The organism is Bosea sp. Tri-49 (assembly GCF_003952665.1).
Lineage (GTDB): Bacteria > Pseudomonadota > Alphaproteobacteria > Rhizobiales > Beijerinckiaceae > Allobosea.
The window spans coordinates 5,802,038-5,817,686 of record NZ_CP017946.1 but is presented as its reverse complement, the minus strand read 5'-3'; the positions used below and the strand labels follow the sequence as shown (position 1 = coordinate 5,817,686).

Genomic DNA, 15,649 nt, shown 5'->3' with positions numbered 1-15,649 from the left:
TGGAGTCACGCCGCCCGGCCGGGCCGCTCGGCGAGCAGGCGTTGCACTGCCCGCGCCAGCCGCCGCACGCCCTCGACCAGGACGTCCGGCGGCGAGCGGGTGAAATTGACCCGCATCGCGCTCTTCAAGGCGCCCGAAGGGTCGAACACGCTCGAGGGCACGAAGGCGACGTTCTCGGCCAGAGCGTGAGTATAGAGCGCATCGGTGTCGATCGCCCTGTCCTTGGCGCGCATCCAGACGAACATGCCGCCCGGCGGCACCTCCCACTCGAACCAGTCGGAGAGATGCGCGGCCGCGGCGGCGCACAGCGCATCGCGCCGCTCGCGATAGGTCGCGACGATCTTCGGGATGTGCTGCACCTCGAAATCGCTCTCGATCATCTCGAGCGCGATCGCCTGCGTCAGCAGGCTGGAGGCGATGTCGGTCGACTGCTTGGCCAGCGCCAGCGTCGAAATCAGCGAGGCTTCGGCCACGACCCAACCGACGCGCAGGCCCGGCGCCAGGCTCTTCGACAGCGTGCCCAGATAGATCACCGGCCCGGCATAAGCGCCGTTGGGATGGCGCTGCGCGTGATGGGCGAGAAGGCTCGGCCCCGCCGGCCCGTCGAATTGCAGCGGCAGATAGGGGTCGTCCTCGAGCAGCCAGGTCCCGGCAGCCTCGACCTTGTCGAGCAGGGCCGCGCGCTCATCCTGCGAGACCAGCACACCGGTCGGGTTGGAATAGTTCGGCACGGCGTAGACGAACTTGGCCTGGCGCAGCGCCGCATCCTGCCCCGGCGCCTGCGAACTCCAGTCGAGCTTCTCATAACGCGGCATGCGCGGGCGCCACGCGTCGAGCGCGCCAAGATAGGTCGGGAACTGCGAGAGGATCAGCTCGCCGGGATCGACCAGCGCCTTGCCGACGAGGTCGAGCCCCTGCATCGCCCCCGTCGTCAGCAGCACATTTTCTGGCCCGAACCGACGCCCTGTCGTGGCCGTGAACCGCTCGGCGATCGCCGCCCTCAGCGCCGGCAAGCCTTCGATCGGCCCGTATTCGAGGATCTGCGTGCCCCAGCGCGTCAGCGCCCGCTCCTGCGCCGCCGCGATCGCCTCGACCGGATAGAGCTCGGAGGCCGGCAAGCCCCCGGCGAGGCTGACGACATCGGCGCGCCCGCCGATCGCCATGAATTGCTGGGTGATGCTGTTGCCGGTCGAGAGCCAGCTGGCGAAAGCCGGCCGCCGCGCATCCGATCTCACCATGACGTCTGCACCATCCTCTTTTCGGCCGAAGCGGCCGCTTGTGAAGGTTTAGCACTCTCGAAGCGAGTGAATCCGTGCAATGATCGATCATGTCTTCTAATTGGCGCGATTTATCACCCTCAAATAGAAAACCTGGAGTGAAACTCGCTTATGATCGAATTGGACCGCATCGACCGGAAGATCCTGGCCGCCCTCCAGCAGAATGGCCGCATCTCCAATCTCGACCTGGCCGAAGCGGTCGGCCTCTCACCGACACCCTGTACCCGACGGATCAAGCGGCTGGAGGAGGCCGGCGTCATCGAGGGCTATGCGGCGAAGATCCGCCCGGCGGCGCTCGGCTTTGGCATCTGCGTGATGGTCAGCGTCAAGCTAGCCAAGCAGAGCCCGGACGCCGCCGAGCAGTTCATGAGCGCGATCCGTGACCAGCCGGAGATCACCGAATGCCTGCTGGTCACCGGCAATGTCGACTATCTCCTGCGCGTCTGGGTCAAGGATATCGAGGCGCTGCGCACCTTCATCAGCGAGGCGCTGCAGGCGATCCCCTGCGTCGCCGAGACTTCGACCATGGTCATCCTGGATACGCAGAGCTCGAACCGGCTGCTGAACGTCCCCGGCACAGCCCAGGGCCGGAAGGCGCAACCCGCCCGGTCCGCGCGCGAGGCGGACCGGGACTGATGCTCCTGGCGCTTACTTCGCCGCGACCTTCGCCGGCGCCGCCTTGTGGACGCGGCCATTGCTCATCACGAACAGCACGCGCTGCAATTCGGTGATGTCCTTGGTGGGATCGGAGGCGACCGCGATCACGTCGGCAGCCTTGCCGGGTTCGAGCGTCCCGATCTGCTTCGACAGGTCGAGCAGGTCGGCGGCATCGACGGTCCCCATCCGGATCGCGATATCGGCCGGGATGCCGGCCTTGACCATCAGCGCGAACTCCTCGGCGTTCTTGCCATGCTCGCTGACGCCGGTATCCGTGCCGAAGGCGATCTTGACGCCGCCGCGATAGGCGCGCCCGAGCATGTCGAGCATCAGCGGCCCGACCTGGCGCGCCTTGTCGCGCACCGCCGGCGGCAGGAAGCCCTCCTCGTCCGCCATCCTCACCACCGTCGCGCCGGCGAGCACGGTCGGGACGAGATAGGCGCCGCTCTTCTTGAACAGGGCGATCGACTCGTCGGTGAGATAGGTGCCGTGCTCGATCGAGTCGACGCCGGCCCGCAGCGCCGCATTGACGCCATCGGCGCCATGCGCGTGCACCGCCACCTTGCGCCCCATCGCATGGGCCGCCTCGACGATGCCCTCGAGCTCGTCATCGAACATCTGCCGGCCGGTCCCAGCCGCCGTATTGCTCAGCACGCCGCCGGTCGCGGTGATCTTGATCACGTCGGCGCCGCGCTTGATCTGGTTGCGCGCCGCATGGCGGCACTGCTCGCGGCCATTGCAGATGTTCTCGCCGAGCTCCGGGAAGACGTCGGGCGCAAAGCCATTGATGTCCGAATGGCCGCCCGTCGCCGAGATCGACTGGCCGGCCGCGACGATGCGTGGCCCGGGCACCTGCCCCCGGCGGATCGCGTCGCGCAAGGCGAGCGCCGGCGCCCCGCGCGAGCCGAGATCGCGCACCGTGGTGAAGCCGGCATCGAGCGTGCGCCTAGCGTAGACGACGCCGTCGAGCGCGACGTTCTCGCCGGTCTTCTTGACGCGCTGCAGTTCGGTGTCGCGAGCCCGCTCCGAGGTGATGTGGACATGGGAGTCGATCAGGCCCGGCAGCACATAGCGGTCGCCGAGGTCGACGACGGTCACTGCCTGCGCCGGCGCACCGATGCTGTCTGCAGTGACGAAGCCGTCCTTCAGCTCCTGGATCAGGCTGTTCTTGATGATGATGCTGGTCTTGCCCCGAGCCGGCGTGCCCGGAACGGCGAGCACCGAGCCCGCATGAATGATCGTCCAGCGGTCGCCGGCCGGCGCTTGCGCCAGAGCCGCCGGCGCCAGAACCGCGGTGAACGCGGCGGCGAGCATGATCGCTTTCGACATTGGTTTCCTCCATGGCAGCGACGTCATCGCCACGCGCCATCCTGCCTGTCGGCAGGGCGTTTGCGTCGTATGCGTCGCTTGATCGTTGCGCAGGGTTATCCTTGCGGCTGGGTGCCAATCTGCGAGTGGCCATCGAAACCAGTCAATCGACAGGATGGCCGGGCGAGCATGCCCTGGCCGCAACCCTCACTTGCTTCGCCTTTCAGGAACTCCAGCTCAACCGACCTTCTCCCAATGTCGTAGGCGACGAACCAGCCCACTGGCGTTATCTTCGCTGCAGTGCAACAATCAGTTTGCACGAGCTCAAAGACGGCACGGCAGGGAGCGACCATGAACGCGATCGATCCGCTTCGGAACCAGACCCAGCGCGACAAGGCTTTGCCGCGTGACAAGCCCTGGATTTTCCGGACCTATGCCGGCCATTCCGACGCGACCGAATCGAACAAGCTCTATCGGACCAATCTCGCCAAGGGCCAGACCGGCCTCTCGGTGGCCTTCGACCTGCCGACCCAGACCGGCTACGACCCCGACCATGTCCTCTCGCGCGGCGAGGTCGGCAAGGTCGGCGTCCCCATCACCCATCTCGGCGACATGCGGGCGCTCTTCGACCAGATCCCGCTGGCGCAGATGAACACCTCGATGACGATCAACGCGACGGCAGCCTGGCTGCTCTCGCTCTACATCGCCACTGCCGACGAGCAGGGCGCCGACCGCGCCGCCTTGCAGGGCACGACCCAGAACGACCTCGTCAAGGAATACCTGTCGCGCGGAACTTACGTCTTCCCGCCACGGCCCTCGATGCGGCTGACCACCGACATCGTCGTGTTCACGGCGCGCGAACTGCCGAAATGGAACCCGACGAACGTCTGCTCCTACCATCTGCAGGAGGCCGGCGCCTCGCCGGTGCAGGAGCTCTCCTTCGCGCTCGCGACCGCGATCGCCCTGCTCGACTCGATCAGGGCCCGGCCCGAGGTCGCGCCCGAGGAGTTCGGCAGCGTCGTCGGTCGCATCTCCTTCTTCGTCAATGCCGGCATGCGCTTCGTCACCGAGCTCTGCAAGATGCGGGCTTTCGTCGATCTCTGGGACGAGATCACACTGAAGCGCTTCAACGTGCTGGAGGAGCAGCATCGCCGCTTCCGTTATGGCGTGCAGGTCAATTCGCTGGGACTAACCGAGCCGCAGGCCGAGAACAATGTCTACCGCATCCTGATCGAGATGCTGGCGGTGACGCTCTCGAAGAAGGCCCGTGCCCGCGCCGTGCAATTGCCGGCTTGGAACGAAGCGCTTGGCCTGCCTCGTCCCTTCGACCAGCAATGGTCGCTGCGCATGCAGCAGGTGCTGGCCTATGAGACCGACCTGCTCGAATTCGGCGACATCTTCGATGGTTCCCGCGAGGTCGACGCCAAGGTCGAGGAGCTGAAGGCGGCTGCTCTGGAAGAGCTGGCGAAGATCGACGCCATGGGTGGAGCGCTCGCCGCCGTCGAGAGCGGCTACATGAAGATGGCGCTTGTCGAGAACGGCGCGCGCCGCATCGAGGCGATCGAGCGCGGCGAGCAGATCGTCGTCGGCGTCAACAAATTCACCACCAGCGAGCCCTCCCCGCTCTCGGCCGGCGAAGGCAATGTCGTCACCGTGCCGGATTCAGTCGAGATCGAGGCGGTCGGCCGGCTCAAGGCCTGGCGCGCTGCGCGAGACGGCAAGGCAGCGGAGGTTGCGCTCGCCGAACTCGGCAGCGCCGCCAAGGAGGACCGCAACGTCATGCCGGCCTCGATCGCCTGTGCCAAGGCCGGCGTCACCACCGGCGAGTGGGCGCAGACCCTGCGCGAGATCTTCGGCGAGTATCGCGCCCCGACCGGCGTCGACACGACCAAGCTCGGCGACGATGCCGGGCTCGCCACCGTCAAGGCAGCCGTCGCCCTGGCAACCGAGAAACTCGGCAGGCCGCCGCGCTTCCTCGTCGGCAAGCCTGGACTCGACGGTCACTCGAACGGCGCCGAGCAGATCGCGGTGCGCGCCCGCGATGCCGGCATGGCGGTAAGTTATGGCGGCATCCGCCAGACGCCCGAGGAGATCGTGACGCAGGCGCAGGAGACTGAGGCCGATATCATCGGACTCTCCATCCTCTCCGGCTCGCATCTGCCGCTGGTGCGCGACGTCACCGCGCGCCTGCGCGTCGCCGGCATGGATGTGCCTGTCGTCGTCGGCGGCATCATCCCGCCGGATGATGAGAACGCGCTGAAGAACATGGGCGTTGCCAGGGTCTATACACCCAAGGATTTCGCCCTCGACGGCATCATCGCCGACGTCGCCGGGCTGGCGGCGAAGGAGCGCTGAGAGCCGACAGCCTTCCGCAGCTTCCGGCTCATGCGAAAAGCGCTCAGGGTTTCCCAAGCGCGTGCGGACGACTATCGTCCGGGACTGCTCGGTCGTGCCCGCTTCTCGCGGCGCCGGTCCGTGCCTGAAGGCGGTCGTCGGCAGGGCCGCGAGGGACCCGCTTGAGGAGAGGAAGAAGCGCATGCCCGCATGGCTGCAGACCAATTTGACCGGGACCAGGATCCGCGCCGCCTTCGTCGGCGCTATGAGCCTTGCCCTTGGGGCTCCCGCCGCAGCCCAGACGATGGGCTTCGATCCCAGCGACTTCGGCAAGGTCAGCATGCCGCGGCGGCAGAGCACCGGCGACGCCGCAACCCATATCGAGAACAACAAGGGCGCCTTCGAGCCGATCGCCGAGCTCGATCAGCGCGACCCGCTCGCCAGGATGGCCAAGCCTGTCGGGCGCATCGACATCCTGCTGAAGGACAACAAGACCGGCAAGCAGTCTGGCGCCCATTGCACCGGCGAGTTGCTGCCGGGCGACTATGTCCTCACCAACCATCACTGCCTGCCGCAGGGCGGCGAGATGACGCCGGTGCGCGCTATCATCGTCATGGATTTCCTGACGCAGGACGGCAAAGGCGCGAAGGTCTTCGAGCTCGACCCCAAGCCGGTCGAGTTCAACGCCAATCTCGACTACGCCATCGCCAAGGCGAAGGGCAATCCGACCGCGACCTATGGTTCGGTCAAGCTCGCAGCGACGCCGACTGGCGGCGCCCCCTCGCTGATGGTCATCCACCACCCGGCCGGCCGGCCCAAGGTGATGAGCCGCTTCCGCTGCATGGCGACGCGCCAGCAGGGCGATGCGGCCGAGATGCGCCATCGCTGCGACACGCTCGGCGGCTCGTCCGGCTCGCTGCTCTACAACGCCGGCAATGCCGGCGTCGCCTTGCACAAGCAGGGCGGCCTCGCTCCCAATGATCCCAACAGCTACAACACCGCGACCAGCATGACCGCGCTGCTCCAGGCCAGCCCCCTGCTGCGCAAGATGGCCGGCGCGGGTGGGCAGGCCCCGGCTGCGGATGGCGGCGGCTCGGTCGCCTCGGGCGGCGGACAGGACGACCAGCCGAGCTCGACCGAGCGCAGCGCGGTGCGCGGCTCCGACAATCTCGACACCGACGGGATGAACTCGCTGCTGAAGAACTGAGCCCGACGGCTGCCGTCATTGCGAGCGCAGCGAAGCAATCCAGGGGGACGTAGAGCTCGGCCGCCCCTGGATTGCTTCGTCGCTACGCTCCTCGCAATGACGGATTTCAGCCCCGCTCGCCGTGGCTGCGCCCGTAAGGGCTGCGCTGCGGCGAATGCCAACCGGCGAGCGCGGCCGGATCGGCCTCGTAGATTTCGACCTTGATCGGGTGGCAGCGCGCGACATCGCTCGAATGCGTCTGGCCGCAATCGCCGCCCGGGCAGGCCGAGATCGCCCCGAGCAGGTCGATCTCAGCAAAGAGCTCGAGGAAGTCGCCCGGCCTGACCGGGCTCGCCTTCATGAAGTACTGGTGCGTGTCCCGGGTGAAACCGGTGCACATGAAGACGTTGAGCACGTCGTGGACATGGTGCTCGACCTCCCGCGCCGGCAGCCCCCTCGCCTGTCCCAAGGCGCGGGAGAGGTTGGAATGGCAGCAATGGTGATAGTCGCCGCCATCGCCGAGCAGCCTGTGGGTATAGGGATCGCAGCGCGTGCCGATCACGTCGTGGACGCCGGCGCCGTCCTGGTCGAAGCCGTACCAGCCGAGCGTGTCATGGGTGATCGTCGCCATCGGCCGCAAATGCGGCAGGTTGCTCCAGAGCCGGTCGCCGGTGCCGACATGGGTCGCGTGCAAAGCTCGCGTCTTGCCGCTGAAGAAGCGCTCGTCGAAATCGTCGGCGTTCCACAGATTGAGATCGCCGACCTGCGGCCCCTCGATGCTGACGACGCGAAAGAAATGGCCTTTCGGCACATGGAAGCTGCCGGCCTCGCGCGGCGGCACGATGATCTCGTCGCGCTTGGTCAGGGTCTGGCGGGCTCGTTGCAGCATCGCCATGTCGGCGCCGGGCAGGCTGCCATTGGGATAGACCACGACCGGCGGTCTGGCCCGCCTCTCGGCCGCATCGGCGGGAATGGTGACCTGCGAATCCGTCGTCATGGCCTGCTCCGCCAGCTCGCTTTTTTATGGATGTCCTGTCGGCACCGGAGAACCCGGCCCGGATCGCCCGAAGCTAGACCAGCCCGTTCGTCTTGAGCGTCTGGTAGGCCTTGAGGATTTCCTGCAGCCTCCCCTCGCGCGAGCGGTCGCCGCCATTGGCGTCGGGGTGGAAGCGCTTCACCAGTTCCTTGTAGCGGGCCTTGATGGCGGCGCGGTCGGCGGTCTCGTCGAGATCGAGCGTTTCCAGCGCCTTCTTCGCCAGCACGCCGACGCGCGATTCAGCCCGCTCCTGCTCGCGGCGGGCACGGCCACGGAACAGGTTGAAGGCGTCCTGCACATCCGCTCCGTCCTGCTCGCTGGGACCACGCCCGCGCTGCGCCATCCGGGCGGCGCTGGCATTGACGCCGAGTTTCCAGGTCGGCCGATGGCCGATCTCCTCCTGCTTGGCGTAAGCCGCGAGCGCCTCGTCGTTCATGCCGGAGAAGTAGTTGTAGGTGGCGTTGTAGGCCTTCACATGCTCGAGGCAAAACTGGAAGAACTTGCCTTCCTTGCCGCGCCCCATCGGCGCGCGGAATTCGCCCAATTTGGTGCAGCCGGCGTGGTCGCAATGGCGCGCATCGGCCTCGACCACCTCTTCCGCCTCGGAAGGGCCGATCCTGATCCGGTCGAAAAGGCGCGAGTTGAAGTTCATCGTCTCATGGTTATGCGGGCGGAACGCTGCATCGACAAGCCGGCTGCTGCGCGGATCACTCTGCGCCTGCAGCAAGCAAATCGCCTCGGCGACAGCTTGGCCCTGATTGCTTAAGGAACCCGGCTCAGCCGAAACGGCCGGAACCTTCACCAAAATAGTGTTTCCGCGCTCGAAACTCAACGGCCACAGGCAAGATCGCCCCCGGCCGCAATCGCGAGTTTGGTCCGGTGAGGCACGCGATAGATCGGCGCCTCGCCGGAAGCCGAAGCAGTTTCCACCACGCCGACGCCGACATGAGAGCCCGGAGAATCCGGCTCCAATGAGGCGGCGATGACATTGGCGCCTGTTTGCGTCATTGGCACGAAGACGGCGTTGGCCGGGACCTCTATCCGGCGTGGCCGGAGTTCGACCTTCACCGCCTGGTCCGGATTGATGTTCTCACGGTCGATCTTCTTCACCGGTCCCTTCTGCTCGACCATGAAGGCCTCGACTTCGAGCGTCGCGGGGCTGCCGAGCGCGCAGGTGGCGATGCCCTTGAGCCTGAGCGCATCGAGCGCCGCCTGCCCCGCCGGCAGGACAAGGTAGCCCTCCGGCCGCACCCGGCTGCTCGTCACCGTGACCTTGCGCGAGTCGCGGAACTCGACCGGGGTCGGCATGTCCGCACCGGTCGCCGGATCGACGAGCGGTATCGCGACCGTCTCCGTCGCAATGCGATGACCGACAATCAGCTCGCCCTGATTGCGCGCCAGCTCCGCCCGCGCCGCCTTCACCGCCTCCAAAACGGCCTTGTCGTTAGCCGCCACCGTGTCGAGCACGGCGCGCGAGATCACGTAATGGGTCGCGATCCGGCGCTCCAGATTCTCCAGCTTCAGGCCGACCCCGCGTGTCTCGATCAGGAAGGAGACCGCGCCTGAGAGCCCGAACAGGTTGCGCGCGATCCCCGGCGCATTGCCGCCCATCGAGACGAGCTTGTCGTCCTTGCGGTAGCTCGTGGTGAAGTACCAGAACGAGGAAAGCCCTTTCTCCGCCATCGCCTTGTCCATGGCTGGCTTGATCAGCTCGGCGGCGATCCGCGTCGTCGGCTGCGGCACGGCCGGATTGGTGGCGTAGAGGATCATCGCATCGGCGGCATTGAGTCCGCCGAACTTCTCCAGCCAGCGATTGGCGACCGAGAACTCGTGTACGTCGACAATCACATCGGCCGGCAATTCGGCGAGCTTGGCGTGCAGTGCCCGCGTCTCCGGCAGGGTCAGCAGCAGATGGTCGCGGTTGAGGTCGAAGCCGCTGGCGCCGGGTCGCTTGTCGGCGGCAGCGCCATCCGGATTGCTGCGCGGCACGATCACCACCACGAGCTTGTCGAGCACGGCGCCGAGGGGGCCCAGCGCCAGATCATGCGCCAGCGCCAGCATCGCCTCGGCCCCAGCCGGCTCATTGCCGTGTTGCTGGCCGACGAACCAGACGATCGGTCGCCCCAGCGCCTTCAGCGCCGCGGGATCCTTCAGCCCTTCCTTGGAGAAGATCAGATAAGGCAGATCGCGCCCTTGCTGCGATTGGCCGAGCGAGCCGAGCACAACCCGGTCAGGGACCTTGGCGGCGAGTTCAGCGACGAAGGCGTCGAGCTCGGCTTGCGTCGTCAGGCCCGGCGTCCCGCGCGTCAGCGCCGGCGTCGCGAGCGCGATCGGCACCGGCTTGTAGCGCGCCAGCACTGCCTCGCTCTGCTTGTAGTCGGCAACACGCCCTTCGTCTTGCGCCAACACCGGACTTGCAGCGACGGAAAGAGCCAGAGCGAGCATGCGCCAGATCATCATCATCGCCTCCACGCGAAAGACGCGTATCCGCCCTGCCCCCGAGGGACTATGAGACTGCCCCGGAACCGGAGCAAGCAGCTCCAATGAACCCGATAGGAACCCGCATGCCGACCATGGCCGACCGGATCGCCGGCAAGCTCACCGCTCGGCTCGCGCCCGAGCATCTCAAGGTCATCGATGAATCCCACCAGCATCACGGCCATGCCGGCTGGCGCGAAGGCGGCGAGACGCATTTCCGCGTCGAAATCGTCTCGCCCGCATTCACCGGCAAGAGCCGGCTCGAGCGGCACCGCCTGGTCAATGCGGCGCTCTCCGAGGAACTCGCCGGCAGCGTGCACGCGCTGGCGATTGTGGCGCGCGCGCCAGGAGATGCCTGAGCCTCAAGCGGCCTTCCGCTCCGGCGTCGCCAGATAGATCGCGGTCGAGACGAGCAGCAGAGCGGCAAAGCCCCAGTGCATGTTGGCGAAAGCCTGTGCCGCGTCGCGCCCTACAGTTCGCTGCGCCGCGACGAACCAGCCGGAGCCCCACTGGATCAGTCCCGCCCCGGCAATGAACAGGAAATTGATGAACGTCATGCCGCGCCCGACCAGATGCTCGGGGAAGAACACCCGCGCATGCGCCATCAGGATCGCGTAGGTGAAGCCCGTCGCCCCGACGAGCGCAAAGAGCAGGATGGCGCCGGCCAGCGACTGCGCACCGATCAGCGCCAGCAGGCAAAAGCCAATCCCGGTCGCCACGGTTCCCCAGGCGACCAGCGCCTTGCTGCGACCGGCCCGCTTCTGCAGCGCGCCATAGGCGAAGGCGCCGACGATCATGGTCGTCGCCATGCCGAGCGTCGCATGGCCGGCGGCGATACCGTCGAGCCCATGCACCTGCGTCATGTAAGGAGCGATCCAAAGACCCCGAGCCGTCGCGATGATTGCGTAGCCCACGAGGGTAATCGGCGCGAGCAGCCAAAGCGGCCCGATCGCGACGATGCTCTTGAGGCCCTGCAGCAGCCCCTCATGCTTGCCCGAGGCGTCGGTGACCGGCGGCGGATCGCGCACCAGCGCCGCGGCGAGAATAGTTGCGAGCAGGAATGCCACGGCGAAGGCGAGCATGGTCGGGCGCCAGCCATAGGCCTGCGCAGCCAGGGCCAACGGCGCGGCGCCGACGAGATTGCCGAGCGAGCCGAGGCCGATGAAGATCGAGGTGAGCAGGCCGAAGCGCGCCGGCGCTTCAGTCCGCGCGAACAGATAGAGCGACGACATGAAGATCGGCGAGCAGCCGATCCCTACCAGCGCCATCGCTGCCGTTGCGGTCGTGGGATTGCCGGCCTGCGAGAACAGGAAGGCGCCGACGCTGCCGATCGCCATGGTCGCCGCCACCGTCCGGCGCGGCCCTATCCGGTCGAGCGCCCAGCCAACCGGGAACTGCGCCAACGCGAAGGCCATGAACCAAGCGGCCCCTAACAGGCCGAACTCGGCCGGCCCGATGCCAAGATCCCCCATCACCGGCGCGGCGATCACGCTCAGGAAGGAGCGATAGAAGATCGACAGCACATAGGCCGGCAGCAGCGCGAAGAAGATGATCACGCCGTTGCTCCGGCCAGTTTCAGGACGGCCGCCGACATGAGTTCGTCGGCAGCCCTTTGACTCACTTCACTCGCTCGAGCACCGAGACGTAGTTCGCGACCGCGGCACCGCCCATGTTGAAGATGCCGCCGAGGCGGGCATCCTTCACCTGCATGCCTTCCGGCGCCTCGCCGACGAGCTGCATGGCCGAGAGAACGTGCATGGAGACGCCGGTCGCGCCGATCGGGTGGCCCTTGGCCTTGAGACCGCCGGAGACGTTGACCGGCAGCTTGCCGTCCTTTTGCGTCCAGCCCTCCTTGATGGCGCGAGCGCCGTCGCCTTCCTTGGTCAGGCCCATCGCCTCGTATTCGAGCAGCTCGGCAATGGTGAAGCAGTCATGCGTCTCGACGAACGAGAGATCATCGAGCGCGACGCTCGCCTTGGCCAGCGCCTGCTGCCAGGCGAGCGCGCCAGCCTCGAACTTCAGGATGTCGCGGCGCGACAGCGGCAGGAAGTCCTGGACATGGGCCATGCCGCGGAAGCCGACGGCGCGGCGCATCGTCTTGGCGGTCTCTTCATCAGCGAGCACGAGTGCAGCGGCGCCATCCGAGACCAGCGAGCAGTCGGTCCGCTTCAGCGGTCCGGCGACGTATGGGTTCTTTTCGCTCTCCTCGCGGCAGAAGGCGTAGCCGAGATCCTTGCGCATCTGGGCGTAAGGGTTGTCGACGCCGTTCTTGTGGTTCTTGGCCGCGATCATGGCGAGCGCGTCCGACTGGTCGCCATGGCGCTGGAAATAGGACGAGGCGATCTTGCCGAAGACACCGGCGAAGCCGCCCTGCACATCGCTCTCCTGCACGAGATAGGAGGCTTTCAGCAGGTTCTTGCCGATCTCCGGGCCAGGCGTCGTGGTCATCTGCTCGACGCCGACGACGAGCACCACCTTGGCGGCGCCGGCCTTGATGGCGCGCACGCCCTGATGAACCGCGGCCGAGCCGGTGGCGCAGGCGTTCTCGACACGCGTCGCCGGCTTGAAGCGCAGCGCCGGATCGGCCTGCAGCACGAGGGAGGCAGTGAAGTCCTGGGCCGAGAAGCCGGCGTTGAAATGGCCGAGCACGATCTCGTCGACCTGGTCGGCGGTGATGCCGGCATCGACCAGCGCGTCGGTCGCGACGCGCACGATCAGGCTCTCGACCGTCTCGGTATCCTGCTTGCCGAAGGGGGTATGTGCCCAGCCGACGATTGCAGCGCTCATGGCCTTCTCCTCACTAATGTGCAGATACACAGTATCTGCCTCTGCGCACGTTCGGCTGCAAGCCAGCATGCGCGCACTTCTCCCGTGCGTGGAAAGGCCAACGGAAGCTGGGTCAAGTCAAGCCGGATAGGACGCTGTTCAGGCAAGCGGGGACCGCCCCTGCAATCAGGGCATGGCGATCGAAGCCGAGACCTGACGCTTTGTGGCTCGAGCGAAGCCGGACACGCTCAACGCAGGCGCTTCTCGACCGTCGACAGAGCTCTGTCCTTCCGGCATGTCGCCAAGGACTGCCCTTTGGAGGAAAAGATCTCGAGAATCTTCTTCTCCGCGGCGTCGACCTTCACCGTCAGGCAGGCGCAGCCATAGCCGTAATTGCCATTGCCCTGCCTGCGCAGTTCTCCGGTCTTATAGACCGGGGGCCAGTCGCCTTCCGCTTGATAATCACCCTGGATGGCGACCGTCCATCGACCATCCTTGTCGTGAAGCCAGGCATTGCCCGGGCTCGGATTGTCGAACCAGCCGCAGCGCTGCTCGCGTCCCGGCTGCTGCGCCGTCGCAATGCCGACTCCGAGACCGAGGGTCAGAGCAGCCGCAACGGCCGCGGCGAGCCATTGGCGGCTCACTGGAAGAATCTCGACTGACCGGAGAACCGTTCGCCTGGCAGCGGCATGCCGGCGAGGCTGGAATCGATCGGCGGCGGGAACTTGCCCGGCCGCTGCGGCCCCGCCGCCAGCAGGATCGCCTCGAACTTTTCGGCGATCTCGGCGATTTCGACAGCCCGGTCCTGCCCGTTCACCATGGCGCGCGCGCCGACATAGTTGCGCGACTGCCCGCTGAAATACCTCGAGAATGTGCGGCCATTGGCGAAGCCGAAACCGGTGCGCATGCCATGCGACATCAGAGCATAGGCCGTGGCGGGAGCCTTCACCGATTCCGGGTCCAGCAGCAGATCGAGGCCTTTGCCGAGCGCAATCCCGGCCTTGATGTAGTTCGACCACCAGGTCAACTGAACATAGCCGCGGCCGTAATAGGCGTTCTCGACGCCGGTATCGTTCGTATAGACCTTGGCCGCCGCTCCGCCATCGGGCGAGCCCATCACGGCGCCCTTGGTCAGATTCGAGATATTGCCGGTCGTCGTGACCTTGAACTGATCGCCATCCTGCTCGGTGATACGAACGCTGCCATCCGCGAGCTTCGCGACCTTGACCGGCTCGTGATAGTCTTTCTTCTTGCCATGGCCGACCTCATCGATCGGTGCCATCACCATCAACCATGTTTGGCGCTTGAGCATCACCGGCTTCCCCGCCTTGTCGACCAGCGGCTTGCCCTTCTTGTTCTTGGCGGGCACGAGCTGATCGAAGCGGTTCGTCGTCTCGATCAGGACGGTAGCCAACATGTAGGCGGCCCAGCGAACATCGGTGATGTTGACGTCCCGACTGATCAGACGCAGCAAGACGAGCGCGTTGGGAATCGTGTTGGCGATCTGCGGCCTCTTGCCGAAGCGCTCCCTGAATTCCTGCTCAAAGATGCGTTCGTCGTAGGTTCCAACGTAATGATAGTTCGTCGCCATCATCCATCTCCGCAGGCCCGTCGTCCGGAAGCGGTAGGAAGCGACTGCGACAAATCCGTGTCTCGGTTTTTAAATCGCCAGCAGAAGTAGAGCGCCGACGCCGGCGACGATCATCGCCATGCCGGTAAGCTCGCGCCAGCTCGTGCCTTCCGAAAAGATCCGGCGCGAGGCGATCTGCGCCAGCGGCACCTCGACCAGCCCGAGCGTGCGCACATTGGCCGCCGTCGTCAGCGAGAAGCCGATGAACCAGCATTGCGAAGCGGCCGCGCCGAGGAAGCCGGCAGCGAGCGAGCGGCGCCAGTTGCGCAGGCTGAGCATCAGCGCCGGCCGGTTGGCGACGAGCATGTAGAGCGTCAGGGTCAGCGTCTGCATAGCCAACCCGAGCGCCAGGATGGTGGTCGCCCGCATCAGGAAGTGCCCCTCCGGCAAGGCCTGGATCGCACCACGGAAGCCGATCGCCGACAGCGCGAACGCCGCGCCGGCGCCGATCCCAAGCGCTGCCGGGCGCAGGCCCGCCGCGCTCAGCTTGTCGCCCGGCTTCCACGACATCAGCACCACGCCGGCGGTGGCGACGACGATCGCTGCGAACTTCGCCCAGCCCAGTGCATCGCCGAGCAGCACTGTGCCGAAGAGCGCGACCTGCACCGGCTCGGTCTTGGTGTAGGCAGTCGTCACCGCAAAGGAGCGTTCGCGCATCGCGGCCAGCATCAGTGCCGTCGCCAGGATCTGGGTCAGCGCACCGAAGACCGCGAAGCCGAAGGAGCGGAGATCCGGCATCGGCGGTGGGCTGCTGCTGGCGAGGCAGACGAGGAGGAGGAAGATCAGCGCGAAAGGCAGCCCGAACAGGAAGCGCACCTGCGTCGCGCCGACGACACCGATCACCTCGGTCAGCGAGCGCTGGGTCAGGTTGCGCGCGGTCTGCAGCATCGAGGCGGCAAGCGTCACCGGTATCCACAGAAGGCTGAGACTCACGCGCTGGCATCCCGAAGAAAAAGCATCGTGGATGCTTTGTACCG

General features: G+C 66.4%; 14 protein-coding genes. 4 read left to right on the top strand and 10 right to left on the bottom strand.

The window, feature by feature from the left end; translation table 11 throughout:
* Positions 1-5 precede the first annotated feature (5 nt).
* Positions 6-1,238, bottom strand: coding sequence for an aminotransferase-like domain-containing protein (locus tag BLM15_RS28055; RefSeq protein ID WP_126115826.1), 1,233 nt, complete (start codon positions 1,236-1,238; stop codon positions 6-8).
* Between the two features lie 150 nt (positions 1,239-1,388).
* Here BLM15_RS28055 and BLM15_RS28050 point away from each other — a divergent pair, with 150 nt between their 5' ends.
* Complete coding sequence (locus BLM15_RS28050; RefSeq protein WP_126115825.1) at positions 1,389-1,913, top strand: Lrp/AsnC family transcriptional regulator; 525 nt, start codon at positions 1,389-1,391, stop codon at positions 1,911-1,913.
* A gap of 12 nt (positions 1,914-1,925) precedes the next feature.
* Here BLM15_RS28050 and BLM15_RS28045 read toward each other — a convergent pair whose 3' ends face one another.
* On the bottom strand, positions 1,926-3,263 hold the full coding sequence (locus BLM15_RS28045; RefSeq protein ID WP_126115824.1) for a metal-dependent hydrolase family protein: 1,338 nt from the start codon (positions 3,261-3,263) through the stop codon (positions 1,926-1,928).
* A 330-nt stretch (positions 3,264-3,593) separates the two neighbouring features.
* On the opposite strand from BLM15_RS28045, the gene BLM15_RS28040 reads away from it, so the two are divergent.
* Together BLM15_RS28040 and BLM15_RS28035 are read left to right on the top strand one after the other, a co-directional pair.
* A complete protein-coding gene (locus BLM15_RS28040) occupies positions 3,594-5,597 on the top strand; it encodes a protein meaA (RefSeq protein ID WP_126115823.1) in 2,004 nt (667 codons plus the stop codon).
* A 181-nt stretch (positions 5,598-5,778) separates the two neighbouring features.
* Positions 5,779-6,783, top strand: coding sequence for a trypsin-like serine peptidase (locus BLM15_RS28035; RefSeq protein WP_126115822.1), 1,005 nt, complete (start codon positions 5,779-5,781; stop codon positions 6,781-6,783).
* A 106-nt stretch (positions 6,784-6,889) separates the two neighbouring features.
* Here BLM15_RS28035 and BLM15_RS28030 read toward each other — a convergent pair whose 3' ends face one another.
* From BLM15_RS28030 to BLM15_RS28020, 3 genes are all read right to left on the bottom strand, one after another.
* Positions 6,890-7,759: an urea carboxylase-associated family protein gene (locus BLM15_RS28030; RefSeq protein WP_126115821.1), complete on the bottom strand. Its 870-nt coding sequence runs from the start codon at positions 7,757-7,759 to the stop codon at positions 6,890-6,892.
* Positions 7,760-7,832: 73 nt separating this feature from the next.
* Complete coding sequence (locus BLM15_RS28025) at positions 7,833-8,525, bottom strand: J domain-containing protein (RefSeq protein ID WP_335904811.1); 693 nt, start codon at positions 8,523-8,525, stop codon at positions 7,833-7,835.
* A gap of 101 nt (positions 8,526-8,626) precedes the next feature.
* Positions 8,627-10,258, bottom strand: a complete 1,632-nt coding sequence (locus BLM15_RS28020) for a M14 family metallopeptidase (RefSeq protein WP_164547667.1) — start codon at positions 10,256-10,258, stop codon at positions 8,627-8,629.
* Between the two features lie 113 nt (positions 10,259-10,371).
* On the opposite strand from BLM15_RS28020, the gene BLM15_RS28015 reads away from it, so the two are divergent.
* Entirely contained in the window at positions 10,372-10,635 is a 264-nt protein-coding gene (locus BLM15_RS28015; RefSeq protein ID WP_126116395.1) for a BolA family protein, read from the top strand.
* A gap of 3 nt (positions 10,636-10,638) precedes the next feature.
* Here the strand turns inward: BLM15_RS28015 and BLM15_RS28010 are convergent, their stop codons facing one another.
* The 5 genes from BLM15_RS28010 to BLM15_RS27990 all read right to left on the bottom strand — a co-directional run bounded on the left by BLM15_RS28010 (position 10,639) and on the right by BLM15_RS27990 (position 15,605).
* On the bottom strand, positions 10,639-11,832 hold the full coding sequence (locus BLM15_RS28010; RefSeq protein WP_126115819.1) for an MFS transporter: 1,194 nt from the start codon (positions 11,830-11,832) through the stop codon (positions 10,639-10,641).
* A gap of 61 nt (positions 11,833-11,893) precedes the next feature.
* Positions 11,894-13,063 carry an acetyl-CoA acetyltransferase gene (locus BLM15_RS28005; protein ID WP_126115818.1) on the bottom strand — a complete coding sequence of 390 codons (1,170 nt, stop codon included), beginning with the start codon at positions 13,061-13,063 and terminating at the stop codon, positions 11,894-11,896.
* A gap of 227 nt (positions 13,064-13,290) precedes the next feature.
* Entirely contained in the window at positions 13,291-13,686 is a 396-nt protein-coding gene (locus BLM15_RS28000) for a DUF4087 domain-containing protein (protein WP_126115817.1), read from the bottom strand.
* The gene (locus BLM15_RS27995) at positions 13,683-14,633 is read right to left on the bottom strand and encodes a hypothetical protein (RefSeq protein ID WP_206438582.1); all 951 of its coding nucleotides are present in this window, start codon (positions 14,631-14,633) and stop codon (positions 13,683-13,685) included. The genes BLM15_RS28000 and BLM15_RS27995 overlap by 4 nt, the downstream gene beginning before the upstream one ends.
* Positions 14,634-14,702: 69 nt before the next feature.
* On the bottom strand, positions 14,703-15,605 hold the full coding sequence (locus tag BLM15_RS27990) for an EamA family transporter (protein WP_126115815.1): 903 nt from the start codon (positions 15,603-15,605) through the stop codon (positions 14,703-14,705).
* Between the last annotated feature and the right edge of the window lie 44 nt (positions 15,606-15,649).

Bases quoted from the DNA above. Each gene is read 5' to 3' on its own strand.
- BLM15_RS27995 (WP_206438582.1), bottom strand. From the start codon at position 14,633: ATGGCGACGAACTATCATTACGTTGGAACCTACGACGAACGCATCTTT.
- BLM15_RS28015 (WP_126116395.1), top strand. From the start codon at position 10,372: ATGGCCGACCGGATCGCCGGCAAGCTCACCGCTCGGCTCGCGCCCGAG.
- BLM15_RS28005 (WP_126115818.1), bottom strand. From the start codon at position 13,063: ATGAGCGCTGCAATCGTCGGCTGGGCACATACCCCCTTCGGCAAGCAG.
- BLM15_RS28035 (WP_126115822.1), top strand. From the start codon at position 5,779: ATGCCCGCATGGCTGCAGACCAATTTGACCGGGACCAGGATCCGCGCC.
- BLM15_RS28020 (WP_164547667.1), bottom strand. From the start codon at position 10,258: ATGATGATCTGGCGCATGCTCGCTCTGGCTCTTTCCGTCGCTGCAAGT.
- BLM15_RS28045 (WP_126115824.1), bottom strand. From the start codon at position 3,263: ATGTCGAAAGCGATCATGCTCGCCGCCGCGTTCACCGCGGTTCTGGCG.
- BLM15_RS28030 (WP_126115821.1), bottom strand. From the start codon at position 7,759: ATGACGACGGATTCGCAGGTCACCATTCCCGCCGATGCGGCCGAGAGG.
- BLM15_RS28050 (WP_126115825.1), top strand. From the start codon at position 1,389: ATGATCGAATTGGACCGCATCGACCGGAAGATCCTGGCCGCCCTCCAG.
- BLM15_RS28040 (WP_126115823.1), top strand. From the start codon at position 3,594: ATGAACGCGATCGATCCGCTTCGGAACCAGACCCAGCGCGACAAGGCT.
- BLM15_RS28055 (WP_126115826.1), bottom strand. From the start codon at position 1,238: ATGGTGAGATCGGATGCGCGGCGGCCGGCTTTCGCCAGCTGGCTCTCG.